The following is a 25,026-nucleotide window of genomic DNA, read 5'->3' on the forward strand; positions in this document are numbered from 1 at the left end:
CCACTGACACCGGCCTTGCGCCGGTGTTTTTGCACCCTACCTGCACACTTTCTGCAGTTAAGTGGGGGGTAAACGGGGTCTGACCGAGTGATCTCCAGATCACCCAACAGGTGTTCCAACGCTAATCTCAGAGACAAAGTTGACTCAAGGCGCAGGAAGATATAACTATGTCGTTCTTCAGGATGGTCAGTTAGTGAACCGACTGCTCTGCAATGGCTTGCGCTCGACAACTACATGAGAAGCGCGAGTGGGGGACGGCTATCTCAGTGGCCCCACCACCTGCCGATACTTCTCCACCCCCTGCGGCGTCTCCCGCACCAAACTGATCTCCAGTCCCAACGGATCCTCACGCCGATTCCCGCTCAACTGCCGCCAGCCCTTATCCGCCTCCCACACCCGCACCTGCAAATCACGGACCCCGCTCAACACCACCACGCCATCTTTCGCCGCCGGCAGCGGATAGCGATCCCGCGCGGGTGCGGCAGCGCGATACAAACTGTCGCCCTTTAGCCACCAGCGCACCCGTTGCAGGCCATCGCCGGCGATGGGTGCGCTGCGAATGATGTCCAGGCGAAAGCCTTTGCTGTCGGAACTGCGCACGGTGACCGCCGCCAGTCCATCGAGCTTTTCTGCACTGTTCTTTGAGGGCTCCGGGGTGTTCAGTTCGACGCCGGCGCGCAGGCTGATGTCGCGCTGCAGTTGGTTGAGGGCGCGCAGCAGCACTTCGGTCTGTTCGCTGCTCGCCTGCAGGTGCTGGTCGGCGCGGGTGACGCTGTCCAGGCCGCGCCAGGCGATTACGCTGACCACGGCCATAAGCATGATCGCGACCATCACTTCGATCAGGGTAAAGCCTTGCTCGGAGCGCTTCATGGCTGGCTCACTACGCGCATCAAGCCGGCGGTGTCGCGTTGCAGGCTGAGGCTGTGTTGGCCGTCGGACAGCACGATGCGCACGGGTGGGTTGATCCATTCGGCGTCGAGCACCAGGGTTTGCCGGGGTTCGATATTGATGTGCATCGGCGTGCTTTCCCACAGGCGCGGGCGCAGTTGGGTGTCGCCCTGGAACGCTTCGACGCCACTGCCATCGTCGGTTCGACGGTTGAAGCGAAAGCCCTTGGCGTCGGCGCGCCAGGTGATCGGGCGGCCGTCCGCGCGGGCTTCGGCCTGGGCCACTTGCAGCAGTTGGCTCAGGCGCTCGGCGTCCTTGCGCAGCAGGTGCAGCGGGTCGGGCTTGATGGTCAGGCTGATGGCGGCGCTGGCAATGCCGATGATCACCAGCACCACCATCAACTCGATCAGGGTGAAGCCTTGCTGTTTCATCGGTAGGCCCCTCGAAAGCTGGTGAGCTTGTGAAATAAAAACGTGCGAATTGGCCTGTAGGCTGGTGCCATGGACAAACAGGAGGTCCTTCCCATGGCATTCACCCTGCGTTTCTCACCGGCCCACGGTGTGCAGATCGTGGCGTTGCTGGCGGCATTGGCCGGTGTGGCGGTCTGGACGCCGCTGCTGCTGACGTCCGCCGAGTCCCATACGCCCCAGGCCGCGCCCCAGGTGCTGGCGGCGCGCAGCGATAACCCGGCGCTGCAATGGTTTTCCAATGCGCCGGCGGCGTTGCAGGTCAAGGTCTCTGGGGTGCTGGCCGGGGCGCGCGGTGCGGTGGCGATCCTCAGTCTCAACGACGGCCCGCCGCGCAGTTTCCTGCTGGGCGAGCGCCTCAGTCCCGGCGTGCGGCTCACGGCCATCGAAGGCGACGGGGTCGAGATCGAGAGCGGCGGCGAGAAGCTGCGCGTCAACCTCGACAAGTTGCCCGATGGGCCGGCCTTGCCGCGGCTCACTCGGCCCTGACCTGTGTCTCCACGCGGGCCAGCGGCGGCGCCTCGCGGCTGGCGTCCAGCACCTGCACGTTGACTTGAAACAGGCGGCCATCGCGATTGATGGTCTGCTCGCACCGCAGTTTCAAGCGCCCCTGGTCACAGCTGAAGGTCTTTGTGCCGTCGCGCAAATGCCCCTCCAGGCGCAACTCCGCCAGGCGACTCTGCGCCGCCAGCAACCCCATGGATTTGTCCCGCAGCAGGCCGTTGCCCTGGGTCATCAACCCGGCCACGCGGATGGCAGCGGCCATCGCCACAGCGATAATCGCCAGCGCCACCAGCACCTCGATCAGGGTAAAACCTTGCTCCTTGCGACGGCCGTACATGGCGTTCTCAAAGCCGGGAAACAGGCCCGCAGACTAGCGCCGGCAGTTGACCGATTGGCGACCGAAACTCCCGAGGATTTTCAATACGACTGACATGTGTTCTTGCAACACTGCGCCACGAAATGTACCCAAGCCAAGGAATGTCGAGATGGATATCGCGCGCCTAACATCCCCATTGCCAGGCCCTCGCGGCCAGCGTGGCTTCACCTTGATCGAGATCATGGTGGTGGTGGTCATCCTCGGGATCCTCGCGGCGATGGTGGTGCCCAAGGTCCTCGATCGCCCGGACCAGGCGCGGGCCACCGCCGCGAAACAGGACATCGGCGGGTTGATGCAGGCGTTGAAGCTGTATCGCCTCGATCACGGCACCTACCCGAGCATGAACCAGGGCCTGAAAGTGCTGGTGGAGCGCCCGGCGGATGCCAAGAACAGCAACTGGCGCGCCTACCTCGAGCGTTTGCCCAACGATCCCTGGGGCCATCCGTATCACTACCTCAACCCGGGCGCCAACGGTGAGGTCGATGTGTTCTCCCTGGGCGCCGACGGCCAACCGGATGGCGATGGCGTGAATGCCGATATCGGCTCCTGGCAGTTGTAAGGCGTGCCATGAAAGGGTATTCGCCCCCAGCGGCGAAGCAGCGCGGCATGGCGATTATCAGTGCCTTGCTGATCGCGGCGGTGGTGGCGGTGATCGCCGGCGGCATGCTCACGCGCCAGACCGTATTCACCCGCAGCCTGGAAGCCGAACAGTCGCGCGTGCAGGGCCAATGGCTGTTGCTCGGTGGCCTTGAACGCAGCCGGCAGATGCTCTGGGAGGCGCGCCAGAAGGACGTGCTGACCCGCCTTGACCAGCCCTGGGCGCGGGCCCAGACCGGCGTGTTCGAGGGGCGGATCGACGATGAACAGGGCAAGTTCAACCTGCGCAACCTGGTTAACCGCCAACAGCCCGACGCCGAGCAATTGCAGAGCTTCGAGCGCCTGTGCCGCACCCTGGGCGTGGCCCCGGCCGTGAGCCGGCGCATCAGCCAGCGGGTGATTGCCTCCTACGAACAGAACGGGCAGCCCGCCAAATACCCGATGCTGCGCAGCCTCGACGACCTCAGTGGCCTCGAAGGCCTGACCCCGGAGGTGTTGCAGCGCCTGCAGGCGTACGTCAGCGTGCTGCCCGGCAATACCTGGGTCAACGGCAACACCGCCAGCGCCGAAGTGCTCAGCGCGGTGGTGCCGCAGCTCAGCCTGTCCCAGGCCCACGGGCTGGTGGCCGAGCGCGACAACGGGCATTGGTTTATCAACCGTGGGGATTTCGTCAACCGTCTGCACTTGCCCCAGGTGGAGTTGGAAGCGGTGCAAGTGGGCATTACCAGCGAGTGGTTTCGCCTCCAGGGCCAGGCGCGACGCGAGCGCCGGCGGGTGACGATCGACGCGTTGCTGCACCGCCCCGAAGACCGTGAGCCCAGGGTGATCTGGTCGCGGGTGGGCGTATGAAACGCTTGCGCATTGCCTTGCCGCCGCTGGATCAGGTCTGTGCTGAAAGCCAGGTGAAATTTGCCTGGCTCGACCGTGGCGTGGTGGTGTCCGAAGGGCAGGAAAGCCTGGCGCAATTGGGCAAGAGCCGGCAGGCGGTGGACTGCTTTCTGCACCCGCGCGACAGCCTGCTCACCAGCCTTGAACTGCCGCCATTGGCCGCAGCAAAAACCCAGGCGGCGGTGGCCTGTGCGGCCCAGGCACTGATCCTCGGTCCAGTGGAACAGATGCAGGTGGCCCACGGCCCGCGCGAAAGCGATGGGCGTGTGCAGGTGGGATGGGTGCCCAAGACTGGGTTGGAGCGGTTGGGCCAGGTATTGGCGCAAGTGCAGCTCAAACTGCGCGGCCTGTACCCGGCGCCCTATGCGTTGCCGGTGGGGGCGGCGGCGTTGGACGACGGCTATCTGTTGACCCGCGACAGCCTGCAGCAGGGCGCTGTGCACCCGCTGGGGTTGCAGGCGCTCGACGTGCCGCTGGTGGCGGAGGCGCAGCGTTGGAGCGGCGCGGTGCCTGGCTGGGGCTTGCACGCTCGCCTTGGTCAAGCCTCCGGCGCCGGATGGGGCAGGGCGCTGGCTTGTGTGGCGCTGGCCGCTGCCATCTGGACCGTCGGCCTCAACCTGTATGCCGCGCGCCAGGTCGACGAAGGCCAACGGCTCAAGGCGTTGATGAACCAACAGGTGCGCCAGGCGTTTCCTGAATTACCCGTGGTGCTCAACCCCTTGCAGCAGGCCCGTCAACAGTTGGCCGCACGTCAGAGCGGCGCGGCCGCCGATTCGGGCCAACGCTTCAGCAGCCTGCTGCAACTGGCAGGCAGCAACCTGCCCTTTATGGTGGGCAGCGTCGATAACCTGAACTTTGAGCAGGGCACCTTGCACCTGGCGCTACTCGCCGACAGCCGCAACCCGGCGGCCGAGGGCGAGTGGCAGGCCGCGTTGGCCCAGGCCGGTTTTGCCGCCACGCGCGATGAGCAGGGCTGGAGCATCGGCCCGGCGCCGGCCACGGAAAAACCGGAGGCCGGCGATGAATAGGTGGCTGCGCCTGCGCACCCAGGCCCAGGTGTTCTGGAGCGGCCTGGCCCTGCGCGAGAAACGCCTGCTGATCGGCGCCGGGCTGGTGCTGGCGAGCCTGCTGACCTGGCTGGTGCTGGTGCAGCCGGCGTTGAAAAAGATCGACTACTGGCAGGCCGAAACCCCCAGGCTGCGCGCCCAGGCCGAAGCCTTGCAGGTGTTGTTGCAGGATGTCGCCGCGCCGCGCCAGGCCGACGAAGCGGCGTTGCGCCAGGCCCTGGACAGTGCCGGCCTGCAAGGGCATTACCAGGTGCAGGCGCTGGAGGCCGGCGGTTGGCGCCTGACCTTCGACAACGCCCCGGCCGACGCCGTGGTGGGCTGGCTGCTGGGCAATCCCCGTTCATTTTCCCTGGAGGTGTCCGAGGCGCGTTTGCAACGTGCTGCGGATGCCGTCGATAACTCGGCCGGCACTGTGTCCGGGACCGTTCGCATGGATCAGGCGCCTGGCGCTAAGGAAGCTTCATGAAGTGGTCAGTCCTCCCTTTTCGCAAGGCCGCGCCGTTGCTGTTGCTGGCCTTGAGTGCGTGCAGCAGCCCGTCAACCACGCCGTTACTGGTGGACAGTGAGCTTGGCCAACCCCTGGCTGATACCCGGCGCAGCGGCGATACCCTGCTGGATCGCCAGCGCGACGAAGCGCCGAAACCGCGGGTCCAGCACCCGGTGACCAACAGCGTCCGTGGCCAGGCCCCGGCGCCGGTCAAGGCGCGTAACCCGCTGGGTGACCAGCCGGTGCAGCTCAACTTTGTCGATGCCGATATCCAGGCGGTGGTGCGTGCGCTGTCCCGTGCCACCGGCCAGCAGTTCCTGGTGGACCCACGGGTAAAGGGCAAGCTCACCCTGGTCAGCGAAGGCCAGGTGCCGGCCCATCAGGCCTACGACATGCTGCTGGCGGCGCTGCGCATGCAGGGCTTCAGCGTGGTGGATGTGGGCGGCGTGGCCCAGGTGGTGCCGGAGGCCGATGCCAAGTTGCTCGGCGGGCCGATCTACAGCGCCGGCAGCAGTGGCATGCAGACGCGCACCTTCCGCCTGCAATACGAAAATGCGGTGAACCTGATCCCGGTGCTGCGCCCCATCGTGTCGCCGAACAACCCGATCAACGCCTACCCCGGCAACAACAGCATCGTCATCACCGACTATGCGGAAAACCTCGCTCGGGTCGCCCAGATCATCAGCGGCATCGACACCCCCAGCGCCATCGACACCGATGTGGTGCAGATTCAGAACGGCATTGCCGTGGACATCGCCGCCATGGTTTCCGAGCTGCTGGAAACCCAGGGCGCCGACCAGACCCAGAAGATCAATGTGGTCGGCGACCCGCGCTCCAATTCGATCATCATCCGTTCCGGCAGCCCCGAGCGTACGGAGCTGGCGCGCAACCTCATCTACAAGCTCGACAATGCCCAGAGCAACCCCAGCAATATGCACGTGGTGTACCTGCGCAACGCCCAGGCCGCCAAGCTGGCCCAGTCGCTACGCGGGCTGCTCACCGGCGAGAGCGATTCCGGGGTGAGCGACGATGGGCGTGGCAAGCTCAGCGCCATGGGCGGCAATGGCAATAGCAGCCAGGGCACGAGTAATGCCCAGAACAGCAGCGGCACGCCCACCGGCAGTGGCGTGCAGTCGGGCTACGGGCAAGCCACCGGTTCCAGCACCAGCACCAGCAGCGGCAATACCGCCAACGAGCAGGACACCGCGTTCAGCGCCGGCGGGGTGACCATCCAGGCCGACGCCACCACCAACACCCTGCTGATCTCCGCGCCGGACCCGTTGTACCGCAACCTGCGGGAAGTGATCGACATGCTCGACCAGCGCCGCGCCCAGGTGGTGATCGAAAGCCTGATCGTGGAAGTGGGCGAGGACGATGCCACCGAGTTCGGTGTGCAATGGCAGGCCGGCAACCTGGCGGGCAAAGGTGGCTTCGGTGGCGTTAACCTGGGTGGCAGCGGTGTCGTGGGCACGCCCGCCAGCCCCACCAGCATCGACGTACTGCCCAAGGGCCTGAATATCGGCGTGGTCAACGGCACCGTGGATATTCCGGGGATCGGCAAGGTGCTCGACCTCAAGGTCCTGGCCCGTGCCTTGAAGAGCAAGGGCGGCACCAACGTGCTGTCCACGCCGAACCTGCTGACCCTGGACAACGAAGCGGCGAGCATTTTCGTCGGGCAGACCATTCCATTCGTCACCGGCAGTTATGTGACCGGTGGCGGCGGTACCAGCAATAACCCGTTCCAGACCGTGCAGCGCGAAGAGGTGGGGCTCAAGCTGAATGTACGCCCGCAGATCTCCGAGGGCGGCACGGTGAAGCTGGATATCTACCAGGAGGTCAGCACCGTGGACACACGGGCATCGGTGTCGGCGGGCACGGTGACCAACAAGCGCGCGATCGATACCAGCATCCTGTTGGACGATGGGCAGATCATGGTGCTGGGCGGGCTGTTGCAGGACGGCTACAGCCAGAGCAACGACGCGGTGCCGTGGCTCTCGGATATTCCGGGGTTGGGGGCGTTGTTTCGCAACGAGAAGCGCAGTGTGAGCAAGACCAACCTGATGGTGTTTTTGCGGCCCTACATCATTCGCGATAGTGGCGCGGGGCGCAGCATTACCTTGAACCGCTATGAATTCATGCGTCGTGCCCAGGGTGGGTTGCAACCCGAGCACAGCTGGGCGATGCCGGATGTGCAGGCGCCGCAATTGCCGTCGGTGGAGAAGGCGATTCCGGGCGGGCAGCAGCAGGGGCCGAGGGCGGTCATTCGCGCGGTGCCTGTAGGTGCACGACCATGAGCCTGCTGTACGCAGGACCAAATGTGGGAGGGGCGGTGCGACGATTCGACTTGCCCCCGATGAGGGTGTGTCAGCCACAGATGTACAACCTGACCCACCGCTATCGGGGGCAAGCCCCCTCCCACATTTGCACTGTGTATTCCTGTGGGAGAGGGGTATGAGCCTGTTGCCTTACGCCTGGGCCAAATCCCAACGCATCCTCCTGCGTCCCGGCGACGACGGCATGCTGCTGACCGTCTGCCCCTCCACCCCCGGTTGGTCGATCAGCGAAGTACGGCGCCAGTTCGGCCAGGCCCACCTCGAGCAGGTACGCGACGACGAACTCGACGGCCTCCTCGCCAGTGCTTATGCCGATACGGGCAGCGCCGCCGCTGTGGTGGGTGCGGCGGAAAACGAGGTCGACCTCGACCGCCTGATGCAGGACATGCCCGAGATCACCGACCTGCTCGACACCCAGGACGGCGCGCCGGTGATCCGCATGATCAACGCCTTGCTCACCCAGGCGGCGCGGGACGAGGCCAGTGATATCCATATCGAGCCCTATGAAACCCACTCCGTGGTGCGCTACCGCGTCGACGGCACGTTGCGGGATGTGGTGTCGCCGCGCAAGGCGCTGCATGGTGCGCTGGTGTCGCGGATCAAGATCATGGCCCAGCTCGACATCGCCGAAAAACGCCTGCCCCAGGACGGTCGTATCGCCTTGCGCGTGGCCGGGCGGCCGATTGATATTCGTGTGTCGACCGTGCCCACCGGGCATGGCGAACGGGTGGTGATGCGCTTGCTCGACAAGCAGGCCGGGCGGCTGCAACTGGAGACCCTGGGCATGGAGCCGCAGCTGCTGGCGCGCCTCGACACCTTGATCCGCCAGCCCCATGGCATCGTGCTGGTCACCGGGCCTACGGGCAGCGGCAAGACCACCAGCCTGTACGCCGCGCTGGCGCGGCTGGATGCGAGCACCAGCAATATCCTCACCGTGGAGGACCCGGTGGAATACGACCTGCCGGGCATCAGCCAGATCCAGGTCAACGCCAAGATCGATATGACTTTCGGCCTGGCCCTGCGGGCGATCCTGCGCCAGGACCCGGACATCATCATGATCGGTGAAATCCGCGACCTGGAGACCGCGCAAATCGCGGTGCAGGCCTCGCTCACCGGGCACCTGGTGCTGGCGACCCTGCACACCAACGATGCGGTGTCGGCGGTCAACCGCCTGATCGACATGGGCGTCGAGCCGTTCCTGCTGGCCTCGTCACTGCTGGGGGTCTTGGCGCAACGCCTGGTCCGCCGCCTGTGCCCGCATTGCAAGCAGGAAGACCCGGCCGCGCCCGGCACCTGGCGCCCGGTGGGCTGCGCGCAGTGCAACCAGATCGGCTACAGCGGGCGTACCGGTATCCATGAATTGTTTTGCGTCGACGACGAGGTGCGCAGCCTGATCCACCAGGGCGCCGGCGAGCAGGATCTGCGCGTGGCGGCACGCCGTGCGGGGATGTTCAGCATGCGTGAAGACGGCGAGCGCTGGGTGCGCAGCGGCGCCACCGCGCCGGAAGAAATCCTGCGCGTGACACGGGACGCCTGATGAATCGCTACCGCTATGAAGCCGCCGATGCCAGCGGCAAAGTCGAGGCCGGGCACCTGGAGGCCGACAGCCAGAGCGGGGCGTTTGCCGTGTTGCGCAGCCGTGGCCTGACCGCGCTGCTGGTGCAGGTCGAGGGCGGCCAGCAAAGCGCCGCCGGCAGCAGCCTGTTCAGCGCCAAGCTGTCGGATAACGACCTGGCCTGGGCCACGCGGCAACTGGCGAGCCTGCTCGGCGCCAGCCTGCCCCTGGAGGCGGCATTAAGCGCCACGGTGGAACAGGCGGAGAAAAAACACATCGCCCAGACCCTGGCCGCCGTGCGTGCCGATATACGCGGCGGCATGCGTCTGGCGGATGCGCTGGCGGCGCGGCCACGGGACTTTCCGTCGATCTACCGCGCACTGATCGCGGCGGGGGAGGAGTCCGGCGACCTGGCCCAGGTGATGGAACGCCTGGCCGACTACATCGAGGAGCGCAACAACCTGCGCGGCAAGATCCTCACCGCGTTTATCTACCCCGGTGTGGTCGGGCTGGTGTCCATCGGTATCGTGATTTTTTTGCTCAGCTACGTGGTGCCCCAGGTGGTCAGCGCGTTTTCCCAGGCGCGCCAGGATCTGCCCGGGCTGACATTGGCGATGCTCAACGCCAGCGACTTTATCCGCGCGTGGGGCTGGCTGTGTTTCGGCGGGATTGTCGGTGGGTTCTGGGGCTGGCGCCTGTACCTGCGCAACCCGGTGGCGCGCTTGAACTGGCACAGCCGCGTGCTGCGCCTGCCGCTGATCGGGCGTTTTGTGCTGGGCCTGAACACCGCGCGCTTTGCCTCGACCCTGGCGATCCTCGGCGGTGCCGGCGTGCCGCTGTTACGTGCGCTGGAAGCGGCGCGGCAAACCCTGTCCAACGAGCGCCTGAGCCAGTGCGTCAACGATGCCACGGCCAAGGTGCGTGAGGGCGTCAACCTGGCCCCGGCACTGGCGGTGGAAAAAGTCTTCCCGCCGGTGCTGATCCACCTGATCGCCAGCGGCGAAAAAACCGGCTCGCTGCCACCGATGCTGGAGCGGGCGGCGCAGACCTTGTCGCGAGATATCGAACGGCGGGCCATGGGCATGACCGCGTTGCTGGAGCCACTGATGATCGTGGTGATGGGCGCGGTGGTGCTGGTGATCGTGATGGCGGTGCTGTTGCCGATCATCGAGATCAACCAACTCGTTACCTGAATGCATGCGGTTAAAAAATGTGGGAGGGGCGGTGCGATGATTCGACTTGCTCCCGATAGCGGTGGGTCAGTCACCTCAGTTGTTGCTGACATACCGCAATCGGGGGCAAGCCCCCTCCCACATTGAACCCTGTCTGTTCAGTTGATTTGGGGCAGGCCGATATCGCCGGCTCCCAACCTCGGGTTCCTCATTCCGTCACATCCAGGCCCTGCGCCACAGCCCGCGCCGCCTTGGCGAAACCCACGCTGAAACCTCGCTGTCACCTGCCGCCAAACCGCTCAAAACCATGACCAAAACACCCGAGAATCTTTTTAAAAATCAAGCCCTTCCTCCCGAGGTTTTTTCCTTTTGCTGTCATCGGAAACTGCGAAATTTCCTACCCATGGCCTCACCCCTCGCCACCCCCGAGACACGGCCTGGGACCGAAGCCATGGCGTCATGCAAGAGCCATCTACCCCAACGTACAAACACGACGAAAGGAGATTCTTCATGTTTAAGCGCAACGTTCTCGCGGTATCCATGACCCTCGCTGCACTGTGCTCGGCACAGGCTGCAATGGCTGACATCAACGGCGGCGGTGCCACCCTGCCACAAGCGCTGTACCAGACCTCCGGCGTGTTGACGGCCGGTTTCGCCCAGTACATCGGTGTCGGCAGCGGCAACGGCAAGGCAGCCTTCCTGAACAACGACTACACCAAGTTCCAGGCGGGCGTGACGAACAAGAACGTGCACTGGGCCGGCAGCGACTCCAAGCTGAGCGCCACTGAGTTGTCGACCTACGCCTCTGCCAAGCAACCGACCTGGGGCAAGTTGATCCAGGTGCCATCGGTGGGGACTTCGGTTGCCATTCCTTTCAATAAAAGCGGTTCCGCCGCTGTAGACCTGAGCGTTCAAGAGTTGTGCGGCGTGTTCTCGGGCCGTATCAATACCTGGGACGGGATTACCGGTTCTGGCCGTACCGGTCCGATCGTTGTGGTTTATCGCAGCGAAAGCAGTGGTACCACTGAGCTGTTCACCCGTTTCCTCAATGCCAAGTGCAACGCAGAAACAGGCAACTTCGCCGTCACCACCACCTTCGGCACCAGCTTCTCCGGCGGCTTGCCTGCCGGCGCCGTTGCTGCTACTGGCAGCCAAGGCGTAATGACTGCCCTGGCCGCCGGCGATGGCCGCATCACCTACATGAGCCCGGACTTCGCCGCCCCGACATTGGCCGGCCTGGACGACGCCACCAAAGTGGCTCGCGTGGGCAAAAACGTCGCCACCAACACCCAGGGCGTTTCGCCTGCCGCCGCCAACGTGTCTGCCGCCATCGGCGCAGTACCGGTACCGGCTGCCGCTGATCGTTCCAACCCGGACGCCTGGGTTCCAGTCTTCGGTCCGGACAACACCGCCGGTGTACAGCCTTACCCAACCTCGGGCTACCCGATCCTGGGCTTTACCAACCTGATCTTCAGCCAGTGCTACGCCGACGCGACCCAGACCAGCCAAGTGCGTGATTTCTTCACCAAGCACTACGGCGCCTCCAACAACAACGATGCAGCCATCACCGCCAACGCTTTCGTTCCGCTGCCAACCGCCTGGAAAGCCACCGTTCGCGCCAGCTTCCTGACCGCGAGCAACGCCCTGAGCATCGGCAACACCAACGTCTGCAACGGTATCGGTCGTCCGCTGTAACCCTCGCTTTCAACGATCTGCACGACCTGATCAGCAACGGCCTGTGCCGTTGCTGATTTTTGCGTTTGTGCGGTTTTTCGAGCCGTTAACAGCCCTCTATGAACTTTGCGTGACAGAAGTTCAGTCCCGTCCCTCGCCAACCGCCTAACCCTCATACGTGAGCCTGTCTTGCTCCCTGCGTGATAACAAAGAAGGAAGATCCCCGATGGTCCGCTGCAAATCGCCGGTTAACCTGAAAGCCCAAGAAACTGTGCTGCGCCTCAAGCCCCTGGCCCAGGCCATCGCCTTGTTGATGGTGGCGGGCAATGCCCATGCGGCCACGGCGTTCAGTTCCAGCTGGTTTGCCGATAAAGGTGCGACCCAGGCGGCGACGGCGGCGCGGATCAGTGCCGGGCAGGTGCAGGGGATTCCTTCGCTGAACCAGCAGGCGCGGGTCAACCAGCAGTTGGCGCGTTCCATCAGCACTTTGAACACCAGTGTGGCGGCGATTGCCGCGCAGCAGGCGGCGCAGGCCGCCGGGCGCCAGGCTGCGTTCGGCCAGGTCTCGACCATTCCCGATGGCCTGGGCAAGGGTGGCCTGCAGGTGGATAACAGCCTGACCCAGGGTTGGACCAACGCCAAGGGCCCGGTGCAGACCCAGGCCGGCGGCAAGACCACGGTGACCATCGAACAGACCGCCGACAAGGCCATCCTCAATTGGGAAACCTTCAACGTCGGGCGCAACACCAGCGTCGACTTCCAGCAGCAGTCGAGCTGGGCCGTGCTCAACCGCGTCAACGACCCGAATGCGCGCCCGAGCGAAATCCAGGGCCAGATCAACGGCGCCGGTACGGTGATGATCGTGAACCGCAACGGCGTGGTGTTCAGTGGCACCAGCCAGGTCAACGTGCGCAATCTGGTGGCGGCGGCGGCGAACATCACCGATGAGCAGTTCACCCAGCGCGGTATCTACGTGGACGCCACCGGCACCCAGCCGACCTTCACTGACGCGGCCGGCAAGGTCGAGGTGCAGCGCGGCGCATTGATCCAGACCCACAACCCCGCCACCTCCACCGACGCCGGCGGCTATGCCTTGCTGCTGGGCTCGGAAGTGGAAAACGCCGGTACCCTCACTACCGCCAAGGGCCAGACCACCCTGGCCGCCGGCGACAGCTTTTACATCCGCAAGGGTGTCGGCACCACCGGCAATGACCGCTCCACCACCCGTGGCAATGAAGTGGCCACCAGCCTCAAGGCCGGCAGCAGCGCAGGCAAGGTCAGCAACACGGGCCTGATCATGGCGTCCACCGGTGACATCACCCTGACCGGGCACCAGGTGCAGCAAAATGGCGTGGCCTTGGCCAGCACGTCAGTGGACGCCCGTGGCACCATCCATTTGCTAAATTCCGCTACCGACACCACCAGCAGCGTGATCCTGGGGGAGGGCAGCACCACCGCGATCCTGCTCGACAGCAGCGGCAGCACCGCGCTCAACGGCCAGAAGGACAACGGCCTGATCAAGCTCGACGGCACGCCCGCCAACCTGATCACCGGCCAGTTCAACAACCTCAGCGCCGTGGCCGACCGCACCGACCAATCACGCATCGAGATCGTCAGCGGCGGCACCGTGGACTTCCAGAAAGGCTCGATCACCCTGGCTACCGGTGGGCAGGTCGCGGTCAGTGCCACCGGGCGCAGCCTGGTACGCGACGGGGCGATGATCGATGTCTCCGGGGCGGTCGGTGTCAAGGTGTCGATGGAATCCAACAACATCAAGATCAACGTACAGGGCAACGAGCAGCGCGACGCACCGGTCAACCGTGACGATGGGCAGTTGATCAATAACGATGTGTGGGTCGACCTGCGCGAGCTGGTGTTTGTGCCCGCAGGCACCAACGGCTATGCGACGGATCGCTGGTACACCGCTGGCGGCTTGCTGGAAGTGGGCGGCTACCTGGGCACCCAAGGCCACTCGGTGGGTGAGTGGATGGCCCAGGGCGGTACCGTGACGTTTACCGGCAAGGACGTGGTGACCCAGAAGGACGCGCAGATCAACCTGTCGGGCGGCACCGTGGATGTGCAGGCCGGGTATATCCGGCAGACCTGGCTCAAGGGCCCGGACGGGCGCCTGTATGAACTGTCCAACGCGCCGGGCGACATTCTCTATTCCGGGTTCTACAAGGGGTATGAAGACACCAGCAAGCGCTGGGGCCAGACCGAGTACTACTACAACCCGATGATCGCCAAGCAGCGTCGTTATGAGAGCGGTTACACGGTGGGCCGCGATGCCGGCAAGCTGGTGATCGGTACCACCAGCGCGGTGCTCGAGGGCCAGGTGATCAGTGACGTGTTCCAGGGCGATCGCCAGACCCAGGCGCCGAACATCAACCTCGACGGTTACCAGCAGTCGCAGAAGGCCATGGCCCAGCGCGCGCAATTGGTCATTGGCGGCTACACGCCTATCTACAACAAGACCACCGGCACCCTGCGCTATGCCTTGGGCGCAAACGCGGACGAGGTATTGATCGAGGGCGGTACGCAAAAAATCGCCGATGGCCTGGACCTCACCACCGCGCTGCCCGCGGACCGCCAGGGCAAGATGGTACTCGACAGCGACCAGCTCAATGGCTATCAGTTGGGCGCGATCAAGGTCGCGGCCAAGCAGCAGGTCACCGTCAACGGAGCGCTCAAGGTGGCCGATGGCGGCGATATCACCCTGTTCGGGCCAAGGGTCGACATCAACGCCAACCTCACGGCCCACGGCGGCAGCCTCAACGCGGGAAATATCCTCAGCCAGGTCGACCCGCTTAAAGGCGGTGCGGTAGGCGACAGTATCCTCAACGGCGGCGGCACGCTGAACGTGGCCAGCGGGGTCACGCTGGATGCCACCGGGCGCTGGAACAATCTGCTGCTGGATCCGGCCAACAGCAGCGGCTTGGCCTATGTGAACGGCGGCAAGGTGTCGCTGCGCAGCACTGGTGGTGTGAACCTGGCGGCCGGCAGCGTGGTGGACACCTCCTCCGGTGGCACCCTCGGCTTGGATGGCAAGCTCAACGGTGGCAAGGGCGGCGACGTGACCTTGGCGTCTCTCGGTACCCTGGGTTTGGACGGCGAGATTCGCGGTTATGGCGTGAGCGGTGGCGGCACCCTGGCGTTGCAGGCGCGCAAAGTACAGATCGGCGACAGCGCCACGGCGCCCGATGTTGGCACCGTGCAACTGGCGGGGGATTTTTTCAACAAGGGCTTCTCGGCCTATGACATCACCGGCAATGAAGGGCTGCTGGTCACGGACGGTACCCAGGTCGACGTCACGACGCCGGTCTACCGTATTGGCGAGCGGACCTCGGCCGCTCCCACGGGCAGCGACCCGGCCACCGCCCTTGAACGCTGGACGCCGGCGCTGTACCAGGAAGACGCCGCCAAAGGCGTACTGACCCAGCGCCGTGGCGCCAGCCTGACCTTGACCGCCGGCAATCTAAATTCCACGGCGGCTGAACTGGCCACCACAGCCTTGAGCGTGGCGCAGGGCGCGGTGATCACTGTCGACCCAGGCCAGGCCATCAACCTGCGCAGCGTCGGCCAGTTGACCATGAACGGCCGCCTCAACGCCTGGGGCGGCAGCGTCAGCCTGGGCGGCCTGACGGCGACGGGCTCGGAAGCGGCCAACGCCGCCGGCCATAGCCGTTCGATCTGGGTGGGTGAAAACGCGCTGATCGACGTGGCGTCGCGTGCGGTCACGGCGGTGAGCAACCGTGGCAATGTCTACGGCCAGGTGCGCAATGGTGGCACCATCAGCATCGGCGGCGACATCAACCTGGCCACCGGTATCGCCAAGGCCAGTGACCTGTTTGTGGTGGTGCGCGACGGCGCGCGCCTGGACGCGTCCGGTGCCCAGGCGATGCTGGATGTTCCCGGCCAGGGCCGCGTGCCGGTGGCCAGCAATGGCGGCAGCATCAGCTTTGCGTCGAACAACGGCCTGTACTTGGACGGCAGCTTCGTTGCCCGCGCGGGTGGCGCAGGTGCTGCGGGCGGTAGCCTGGCCCTGGCCCTGGAAAGCCCGTATTACCTCAAGGCCGGCGTCAACGACAGTGTGCTCAAGGTGCGTGAACTGGTGCTCAGCCAGACCCATCAAGCCAGCCCGACTTCCAGCCTCGAGTACGGCCATGGCCGCCTCGGCGTGGACCAGATCAGCGCCGGCGGCTTTGACAACCTGGCGCTGCTCAGCAACGGCTTGCTGAGTTTCGACGGTGACGTGTCGTTGAACATGGGCCAGAGCCTGCGCCTGTACGGTGGCAGCTATAACCTCAGTGAAAACGCGGCGGCCAGTTCGCGGGTCAACCTGTCGGCGCCATACCTGCTGTTGGCCGGCATCCTCGCGCCGGCAGAATCCGGCAAGGAAGCCTATACCCGCGCGGTGCCGGTGTTGCCCAATCCCTCCGCGCTGGCCACCACGGCGCAGTTCAACGCCAACGCCAACCTGATCGACGTGCGTGGCAATGTGCTGTTCGGCAACAAGAGCTATCTGTTGCGGCCCGACAACAGCCAGGCCAGCCTCGAGCGGCGTGGGTTTGATGATGTGCAACTGACCAGCCAGGGCGACTTGCGCTTCCTGGCGGGGGCGGGGGCAGATGTGATTGCCCAGGGCATCAGCACGCAATTAGTGACCAGTGGTGACATGACCCTGCGTGCGGCGCAGTTGTACCCGGCGACTGAAGTCGGCGCCCGGGTACTGGCGGGCTATCTGAATAATGCTGCCAGCAATGACACAGGCTTCAATTACGATCCGACACGCACCCTGACCATCGCACGCACCGCCAATAGCAATGCCGCCATGCCTTACTCGGCCTTTGGTCGTCTGCAATTGGGCGGGCCCACCATCAGGCAGGGCGGGGTGGTGCGTGCGCCACTGGGGCTGATCGAGATTGGCAACCTGGGCTCTACCCACGTGCAACTGCTGCCGGGCAGCCTCACGTCGGTGAGTGGCAAGGGCCTGGTATTGCCTTACGGCGGTACCGTGGATGGCCAGATCTACAAGTACAACGGCAAGACAGTGACGTTTATCGGCCAGGGTGGCGGCAACAGTGCGGGCAGCCTGAACGTTGGGGTGATTCTCGGTGGCCAGCAGTTGACGGTGCTGCCGCAGGCGACGGTAGATCTGTCCGGCGGTGGCGAACTGCTCGGCGCCGGGTTTATTTCCGGGCGCGGGGGCTCTACCGATGCACGTTACAACCCACTGGTTCAGTTCGGTGCGAACGGCGGGTTTGTACTGCCGGGTCTGAGCACCAACCCGATCTATGCGATTGTGCCGGGCGTGCAACCGGGCTATGCACCGGTGGCGCCGGAAGGTGGCGCGGTCGATCCGTTGATCGGCCAGCAGATCACAATCGGCGCCGGCGTGCCGGGCCTGGCGGCCGGCACCTATACCCTGATGCCCTCCACCTATGCGTTGATGCCCGGGGCTTTCCGGCTCGAGATCAACGGCCTGGCCGGGATGGGCGCCGACGGTGCGGCCCAGGCGTTGCGTAATGGCTCATGGGCCACGGCAGGGCGCTTGTCCATCGCCAATACCGGGATCAGCAACAGTACGGCCAGCCAGGTGATTCTCACGTCGGCCGATATGTTGCGTCGTTACTCCCAATACAACGAAACCGGCTACGCACAGTTCGCCGTGGCCGACGCCACCAGGCTTGGTGTACCTCGGGCACTGCTGCCGGTGGATGCCAAGACCCTGCAACTGGCCCTGCGGCCAGGCGCAGGTGCGGATGCCTTTTCGTTCCAGGGGATCGGTCGCTTCGAGGCCGCTGACGGCGGTTACGGCGGTACCGTATCGCTGATAAACGAAGAAAAGGGCAGCCTGGGAAGGGGCATCGAAATTGTCGCGGCAGGCAACGCGGCTACCGCCAATTTCAAAGGCATTACGGTGGATGCGGACAGCCTGAATGCAATGGGCGCGGCTCGCCTGTTGATCGGTGGAATGACCTATGTCACGTACGGCCAGGGTGGCAACTACATCAACCTCCCCAGCAGCATCATCAGTTCCATCATCCTGCGCGACGGCGCGAAACTGGCGGCACCGGAGGTATTACTGGTGACCTCCACCGGAAAAATTACGCTCGAACAAGGCGCCTCGATCAACACGATAGGCCAGGGCAAGGCCAGCTACGACGCACGTGACGGTTTTATCTACAACCTGAGCAATGTGCTGGCGGTGTCCAACGGTTTGCTCAACGTAATCGCCGCGCCGTCATTGGGCGAAGTCATCAGTGGGGGCATCCAGTTAGGCGTGTGCAACAGCGCGCCCTGCAGCGGCCAGACAGCCCTGTATTCCGAAGGCAGCATCGTTACCTTGACCGACAGCTCCCTGCAGATGGGCGATGAGGTGCGCTATGGCACCCGCCACCTGAACCTGGGCGTGTCCAGCATCAACGTCGGCAGCCCCGAAGCCCTGGCCGCTGCAGCCGCCAACAATCGCCTGCCGGTGGGTATGACCCTCAACCAGCAAGTGCTGGAACGCCTGCTGCGCGGCGACACCCAATTCGGCGCCCCGGCCCTGGAAACCCTGCAGCTGTCGGCGCGTGACAGCTTTAACTTCTACGGCACCACCACCCTGGACACTTATGACGCCGTGACCGGCAAGTCGTTGCTGAGCAACCTGATGCTGTCCGCGCCGGCGATCTACGGCTCTGGCGGCTTGAACGACGTGGCGACTATCCACACCGCCAACCTGATCTGGCAAGGTGCCGTCGCGCCGCCTGTGGCGGCGGTGACCGGCGGTGCCGGCAGCGGCAGCGGGCGCCTGGACATCAATGCCGAGCGTATCGAATTCGGCTATGGGGATTTTGCCCAGCCGAGCACGACCAATACCTTCGACCGCCTCGCCCTGGGCTTTGCCAACGTCAACCTCAATGCCAGTGAACGCATCACCGCCAACCACAAGGGCAGCCTCTCGGTGTACCAGAGCCAGGGCGCGTTTGATGCGATCAAGGGCTTTGCCTACAGCGGCGGCAACCTGAATATCCTCACGCCGCTGATGACCGGTGAGGCCGGTTCGGTCAACCGTATTACCGCCGGTGGCGCGATTGATGTCAGCGCCTCGGCTGGCGCAGTAGGCAAGGTGGACGGCATCGGCGGCGAATGGTCATTGCAAGGCGATAGCCTTCGCCTGGCCACTGCCGTGGTACTGCCCAGCGGCAAGGTCACCTTGGGCGCGCGGGGCGACGTGGTGTTGACCGATGCCGCTTCGATTGATGTGTCCGGCCGGGCCATTGCCTTCAATGACTTGACCAAATACAGCGCAGGCGGCGAGGTTTTGCTGGAGAGCCGTGCCGGCAATGTGCAGCAGGCCGCCGCTTCGACCATCAACCTGTCGGCGCAGCACAACCAGGCGGGCAAGTTGCGCGCGGTGGCGGTGGACGGCGCTGCGGGGATCGTCGACCTGGCAGGCAAGATCATCGCCGGCAGCAGCGGTGACTACGATGCCGGTGGTACGCGGGTGCCATACCTCGCGGGTGCGGTGGAGATCCAGGCCCAGCGCCTGGGCGGCAGCGGTACGCTCAGCGACCAGTTCGCAGCGCTCAACCAACGCCTCAACCAAGGCCAGGTCTACGGTGCACGCAGCTTCCAGCTCAAGCAGGGCGACCTGACCATCGGCAATGACGTCAAGGCCAACAGCGTCAACGTCTCGATCGACAATGGCAGCCTGCGCGTGACCGGCCTGGTGGATGCCAGCGGCGAGCGCGTGGGCAGCATAAACCTGGCCGCCAAGCAGGGCCTGAGCCTGGACGGCACGGCGGTGCTCGATGCCCATGGCAGCCAACTTCGGGTGGACAGCTACGGCAAGATCATCGATTCGCCTAACCGCGCCATCGTGGTCCTCGGCTCTGGCCAGGGCCAGTTGACCCTGGCCGAGGGGGCGCGCATCGACCTGCGTCACGGTACTGCTGCCGCGACCGGCAATGACGGCCGCAACCGTGGCACGCTGGAACTCAACGCGCCGCGCGTGGGCGGCAATGACATCGCCATTGATGCCAGTGGGCAGTTGACTATCCAGGGCGCGCGTTCGATTGCGCTCAATGGCATGAGAACCTACGACGATGCCCCGACCAACACCGATGAAACGCCCAATGGGCGCCCGTACCAAGTGATTGATCAGGACTACCTCACGAAAGTCGTCGATCCAGCAAATACGAATTTCATCAACGCCGCGCGTGTTAACAGCAACTTGCTGCGCAAGCTCGCCGGCTTGAACAACGCCACGTACGGCGATGTGTTCCACCTGCGCCCCGGCGTAGAGATCATCAGCAAAACCCCGGATGGCGACCTGGTGGTGCAGGGCGACCTGGACCTCTCCAGCTATCGCTACGCCAGCCTCAAATCAACGGCCAAGACCGAGTCCGGCAGCCTGACCCTGCGCGCCGGTGGCGACCTGAATATCTATGGCAGCATCAACGACGGCTTTGCCGCGCCACCGGCCACCGACGATGACAATGGCTGGGTGCTGCGCGCCGGTATCGACTACACCGGCGGCACCGTGGTGGTACCGGGCAGCGGCGTGACCCTGGAGGTGGGCACCGTGTTCCCCGCGGGCGCTGCGCTTAATTTCGATGTACTGACCAACCCCCTGTTTCTGCCGCCGGGCACCCGATTGCCCGTCGCGGCTACGCTCAAACAACCGTTGGTACTCCCGGCGGGTACTGTGTTGGCGGCGGCTGTTCGGGATGCCTCGGGCAATGTGCTGTTCGCGGCGGGCACGTTGCTGACTCAGAGCCAGACCCTCGCCATCGGCAGTGTCCTGGATGCCGGCAGCCTGTTGAGCACGTCAGCCAGTGTCGACGGCTTGATCTGGCCCAAGGGTGTGCCATTGGCCACCAAGGTGACCCTGGCCGCCAGCCAAGTGCTGCCCCGGGGCGCCCTGTTGCCGTCGGGGACAGACGTGAAGCTGCCGGGCGGCGTGGAGTCGGTGACGTTGCGTGACGCCGGCCACCCAGGCAAGAACTGGGCAATTGCACCCATGCTGGAGGAGGGTGCGCAGTCGTGGTCGATTCGCCTGGTTGCGGGGGCCGACACCGAGGCAGCCGACAGTCGCCTGCTGCAACCGCATCCGGTAAGCGGCAATCTGCGCTTGGCGGACAGTCACTATGGGACGTTCGGGAAAGGCGCCCAGGTCTGGACCGAGGAGGGCTCCATGGGGTGGTTCGGCGATGACAGCATGGTAGGCCAACCGGTTGATTTCGACGCAATACAATACCCAGGCGTATGTGACGACTTCCCGGAATACTGCGTTATCAGTGGTGAGGCCTACACGCTGCTGGTGGGCGGCAGTACTCGCTTCAGCGTAATCCGCACCGGCGCCGCAGACCTTGACCTGCTGGCCGCCGGCAACCTGAGCATGGAGTCGCTGTTCGGCGTATACACGGCAGGCAGCTCGTCCACCGGCACCTCGACCAACGATCCGTATAACCTCAAGCGAGCCCTGGGCAGCAATGGCAAGGTATTGGCTAACGCCGGGGGCAACGAAAAGCTGGTCAACGCAGACACCGGCAGCCTGTACCGCGCCTGGTACCCGGATACGGGCGGCAACTTGCTGCTTAAAGTGGGCGGCAACCTGACGGGCAATATCACCAGCCCGGCGCAGAATGGCGTTGGTCGTCCGGTACCCAGCGACCAGGGTCAGGATTCAGCCAACGTCGGCAACTGGCTGTGGCGTCAGGGCAATGGGCTCAGTGGGAGCCAGGCGCAAGCTACCGCCTGGTGGATCAATTTTGGTTCCTACGTCGCCAGCGACCGTTCGGACCAGATGGTCGGGTTCACCGGGTTTGGCACCCTGGGAGGCGGCAACCTGAATGTTGATGTGGGTGGCGATGCAGGACTCATCAGCCCTGTCTCGTCAACAGCTCTGAACGTCAGTCGCCGCAGCCAAGGCCTGGTACTGGCAGTCGGCAGCACCGGTCGGGTCGGGGCCGATGGCAGTGTGCAACTGACGGGGGGCGGTGATCTGAACCTGCGGGTCGGCGGAGCGGTGAACCCCGCCAGCCAGACCTTCGCAGACCACCTCAATGGTGCGCTGGTGAACCTGCGTGGGCACGTGCAATTGACCGGTGGCGCCCTGGGCAGCCTGACGCTGCGTTATGGCAACCGGTTCACAGACCAGAGCCCCAGCGAAGTGCGCGCCTACGATCCTTTACGTTCCACTTCGGCCATGGCCTCGGGTGGTTTGAGCCTGTTGCCGGGCGATGCCACTTTCAGCCTGTCCACCCGTGGCGACCTGGTGTTGCAGGACGTCGCCGACCCTGGGCGCGCGCCGCAGATGAACGGCTTGACCTTCGTCAATAAGGGGGTCAACGGGATCGGACAAAGCTGGTTCAGCTTGTGGACCGACCGCACAGCAGTGGACCTGTTCTCTGCCGGGGGCAACCTCACGCCGCTGACCCAGACCCTGGAAACCGATATGGCGGCGGTCTATCCCGCGACATTGCGTGCGGTTGCCGCTAACGGCAGTCTCTATTACGGCAGCGCCTCGACCAGTAATCCTGGCGACGTGCAGCCGCTCAGGGCGTTGGTACTCGCACCTTCGTCCAATGGGCAACTGGAATTGCTGGCCGGCGATTCGATCTCCGGCGGCGATCTGACGATCAGCCGCTCCAGTGCGGCACCCAACAGCCTGGCGACTATTCTGCGTCCGGCCTTCGCCGGTTTCCTGACGGATCAAAAAACGGCAATAGTGGGCAGTGGCAATCTTTCCAGCGATGGAAACCTTGCCACCTTGACGGTTTCCCCGCTGTTTGCCTTTGGCCCCAACACCGCCAGCATGGCCTGGGGTGACGCCCTGGAACCTGCGCGTTTCTATGCGCTGAGCGGGGACCTGCTGGGCGTCAATAGTGGGCGCGCCCTCACGATCACGGGGGTGGGTGACGCTCGGTTCGGGCAAACCTTTTACGAAGGCGCAGGCCCGGTATGGATGCAAGCCGGACGCGATATTGTCGGCAGCGGCACGCGCTTGAGCGGTGCCAGCGCAGGTGTCATCGTTACGGGGCAATACACCTTTACCGGCAACCTGTTCGTGCACAACAGCCCCACCGATATCTCCATCGCCAGCGCCGGCCGCGACATCCTCTACAGCAGCTTTAACGTTGCCGGCCCCGGTACCCTGGAACTGACGGCGGGGCGCAACATCCAGATGGAAGACAAAGTCGCGGTGAACAGCCTGGGTGCTGTGGCGGCGGGCGACAGCCGCCCTGGCGCAAGCATCGTCATGCAAGCCGGCATGGGCGCCAATGGCCCGGATTACCGCCGCTTCGTCGATGCCTACCTGAACCCCGCCAACCTGGCCCAACCGGGTGAATCCCTGCAAGGCGCCAAGGTGGCCAAGACTTACGAAAACGAGCTGGTTACCTGGCTCACCGAACGCTTCGGCTTTGCCGGCGACAGCGAACAGGCCCGGACCTACTACGCCACACTGCCCGCCGAACAACAACGGATCTTCGCCCGCGACGTGTACTTTGCCGAACTCAAGGCCGCCGGCCGTGAGTACAACCAGGACGGCAGTGTGCGCCAGGGCAGCTATGTGCGTGGTCGTGCTGCGATTGCCCGGTTGTTCCCCGAGACCGACGTGGCCGGCAACCCGATCACCTACAAGGGCGATATCACGATGTTCGGCGGTGCCGGCGTGCACACCAACTTCGGTGGCTCGATCCAGATGCTCACGCCGGGCGGCCGCCAGACGTTCGGCATCGAAGGTTTCGCACCGCCGTCCACGGCTGGGGTGATCACCCAGGGCGCGGGAGATATCCAGCTGTACTCCCTGGGCAGTATCCTGCTTGGCCAGAGCCGCATCATGACCACCTTCGGCGGCTCGATCATGGCCTGGACCAGCGAGGGCGACATCAACGCCGGGCGCGGCTCCAAGACCACCGTGGTGTACACGCCGCCCAAGCGTGTCTATGACAACTGGGGCAACGTGAGCCTGTCGCCATCGGTGCCGAGCACCGGTGCGGGGATCGCCACGCTCAACCCGATCCCGGAAGTGCCGGCGGGGGATATCGACCTGATCGCGCCGCTGGGCACCATCGATGCGGGCGAGGCGGGGATTCGGGTGTCGGGTAACGTCAACATCGCCGCCCTGCGGGTGGTGAACGCGGCGAACATCCAGACCCAGGGCAAGTCGTCCGGGGTGCCGGTGTCGGCCACCGTCAATACCGGCGCCATGAGCTCGGCCAGCGCAGCGGGCGCGGCGGCGTCCCAGGCCGCAGAAGACGCGGCGCGCAGCCAACAGGCGGCGGCCAAACAGGGCCGGCCGTCGATCATGACCGTGGAGGTGCTGAGCCTGGGCACCGAGCCGCTGTCGCGTGAACCGGAACCTCGGAAAACCTCGGGCTACAACCCCGACAGCCCGGTGCAGGTGCTGGGCGCGGGGCCGTTGAGTGAACAGGCGCGGGCGCGGTTGACGGATGAGGAGCGTAAGCAGATCAGTTTGTAGAACTTCAGAAGGACCTCTCGATGTACCGTTCGGGGCGATCAGTGATCGCCCCATTTTTTTGCGCAAGCAGAAGGTTGGCGAGCTTCTTATTAGCCGACCGGTATTGTGGGGGGACTCGGTTAAAACGGTGAGGGCGACGATTCGACTTGCCCTGTGGTGGCTCGGGAGCTGACGACTCTCTAACGGGTGCCCTGGGAGTGAAATGTGGGAGGGGGCTCCCGATGGCGGCCTCTGGGCCGACCATTTATTGGGGTTGGAGTGAGTACATATCCGTTGCTGCGGTAACGGCCACTTAGGGTTCCGCTCTTACAGCGGGTCACTTTTGGAAGGACCCAAAAGTAACCAAAAGGTCCTCGCCCCACCACTCGGTGCCTCGCCTAGGCTCGGCATGCCCGAACGCAGGCTTGAATCCGTGGGCCGCCGTCATGGGCCATCCCTGGCCCAGGACGGCTAACCCGGCGTCCTGCCGGGTTACCCACGGATTCAAGCCTGCGTTCGGCCAGCGTGGTTGACGGGGCGCCTAAGATCAAAATCAAAAACAGA

13 protein-coding genes are annotated in these 25,026 nt (G+C 64.6%); 10 read left to right on the plus strand and 3 right to left on the minus strand.

What is annotated here, in order from left to right:
• Positions 1–258: 258 nt before the first annotated feature.
• A complete protein-coding gene (locus tag FX984_RS30890) occupies positions 259–870 on the minus strand; it encodes a type II secretion system protein GspJ (RefSeq protein ID WP_098479770.1) in 612 nt (203 codons plus the stop codon).
• On the minus strand, positions 867–1,319 hold the full coding sequence (gene gspH, locus FX984_RS30895) for a type II secretion system minor pseudopilin GspH (protein ID WP_027607548.1): 453 nt from the start codon (positions 1,317–1,319) through the stop codon (positions 867–869). Before gspH ends, FX984_RS30890 begins: the two co-directional genes overlap by 4 nt.
• 93 nt (positions 1,320–1,412) lie before the next feature.
• Between gspH and FX984_RS30900 the strand changes: the two genes are divergently transcribed.
• Positions 1,413–1,844, plus strand: a complete 432-nt coding sequence (locus FX984_RS30900; RefSeq protein ID WP_146478207.1) for a type II secretion system protein N — start codon at positions 1,413–1,415, stop codon at positions 1,842–1,844.
• Here FX984_RS30900 and gspI read toward each other — a convergent pair.
• On the minus strand, positions 1,831–2,196 hold the full coding sequence (gspI, locus tag FX984_RS30905) for a type II secretion system minor pseudopilin GspI (RefSeq protein ID WP_146478205.1): 366 nt from the start codon (positions 2,194–2,196) through the stop codon (positions 1,831–1,833). The two genes, FX984_RS30900 and gspI, sit on opposite strands and share 14 nt — an antisense overlap.
• Positions 2,197–2,344: 148 nt before the next feature.
• Between gspI and gspG the strand changes: the two genes are divergently transcribed.
• The 9 genes from gspG (at position 2,345) to FX984_RS30950 (ending at position 24,483) form a co-directional block, all read left to right on the plus strand.
• Positions 2,345–2,794: a type II secretion system major pseudopilin GspG gene (gspG, locus tag FX984_RS30910; RefSeq protein ID WP_053140795.1), complete on the plus strand. Its 450-nt coding sequence runs from the start codon at positions 2,345–2,347 to the stop codon at positions 2,792–2,794.
• Between the two features lie 8 nt (positions 2,795–2,802).
• On the plus strand, positions 2,803–3,681 hold the full coding sequence (gene gspK / locus FX984_RS30915) for a type II secretion system minor pseudopilin GspK (protein WP_169899895.1): 879 nt from the start codon (positions 2,803–2,805) through the stop codon (positions 3,679–3,681).
• A complete protein-coding gene (gene gspL, locus FX984_RS30920) occupies positions 3,678–4,748 on the plus strand; it encodes a type II secretion system protein GspL (protein WP_146478204.1) in 1,071 nt (356 codons plus the stop codon). Before gspK ends, gspL begins: the two co-directional genes overlap by 4 nt.
• Positions 4,741–5,253: a type II secretion system protein M gene (locus FX984_RS30925; protein WP_092489622.1), complete on the plus strand. Its 513-nt coding sequence runs from the start codon at positions 4,741–4,743 to the stop codon at positions 5,251–5,253. Before gspL ends, FX984_RS30925 begins: the two co-directional genes overlap by 8 nt.
• On the plus strand, positions 5,250–7,568 hold the full coding sequence (gene gspD, locus FX984_RS30930) for a type II secretion system secretin GspD (RefSeq protein WP_098479766.1): 2,319 nt from the start codon (positions 5,250–5,252) through the stop codon (positions 7,566–7,568). Before FX984_RS30925 ends, gspD begins: the two co-directional genes overlap by 4 nt.
• A gap of 157 nt (positions 7,569–7,725) precedes the next feature.
• Positions 7,726–9,144 (plus strand): type II secretion system ATPase GspE, encoded by a 1,419-nt coding sequence (gspE, locus tag FX984_RS30935; RefSeq protein ID WP_065939826.1) that lies wholly within the window; start codon positions 7,726–7,728, stop codon positions 9,142–9,144.
• Positions 9,144–10,355, plus strand: a complete 1,212-nt coding sequence (gene gspF / locus FX984_RS30940) for a type II secretion system inner membrane protein GspF (RefSeq protein WP_146478202.1) — start codon at positions 9,144–9,146, stop codon at positions 10,353–10,355. The genes gspE and gspF overlap by 1 nt, the downstream gene beginning before the upstream one ends.
• 489 nt (positions 10,356–10,844) lie before the next feature.
• The gene (locus FX984_RS30945; RefSeq protein WP_146478200.1) at positions 10,845–12,029 is read left to right on the plus strand and encodes a substrate-binding domain-containing protein; all 1,185 of its coding nucleotides are present in this window, start codon (positions 10,845–10,847) and stop codon (positions 12,027–12,029) included.
• 205 nt (positions 12,030–12,234) lie between these two features.
• Entirely contained in the window at positions 12,235–24,483 is a 12,249-nt protein-coding gene (locus FX984_RS30950; RefSeq protein WP_146478199.1) for a filamentous hemagglutinin family protein, read from the plus strand.
• Positions 24,484–25,026 lie beyond the last annotated feature (543 nt).

This window comes from Pseudomonas marginalis, assembly GCF_008692035.1.
Classification (GTDB): Bacteria; Pseudomonadota; Gammaproteobacteria; order Pseudomonadales; family Pseudomonadaceae; genus Aquipseudomonas; species Aquipseudomonas marginalis.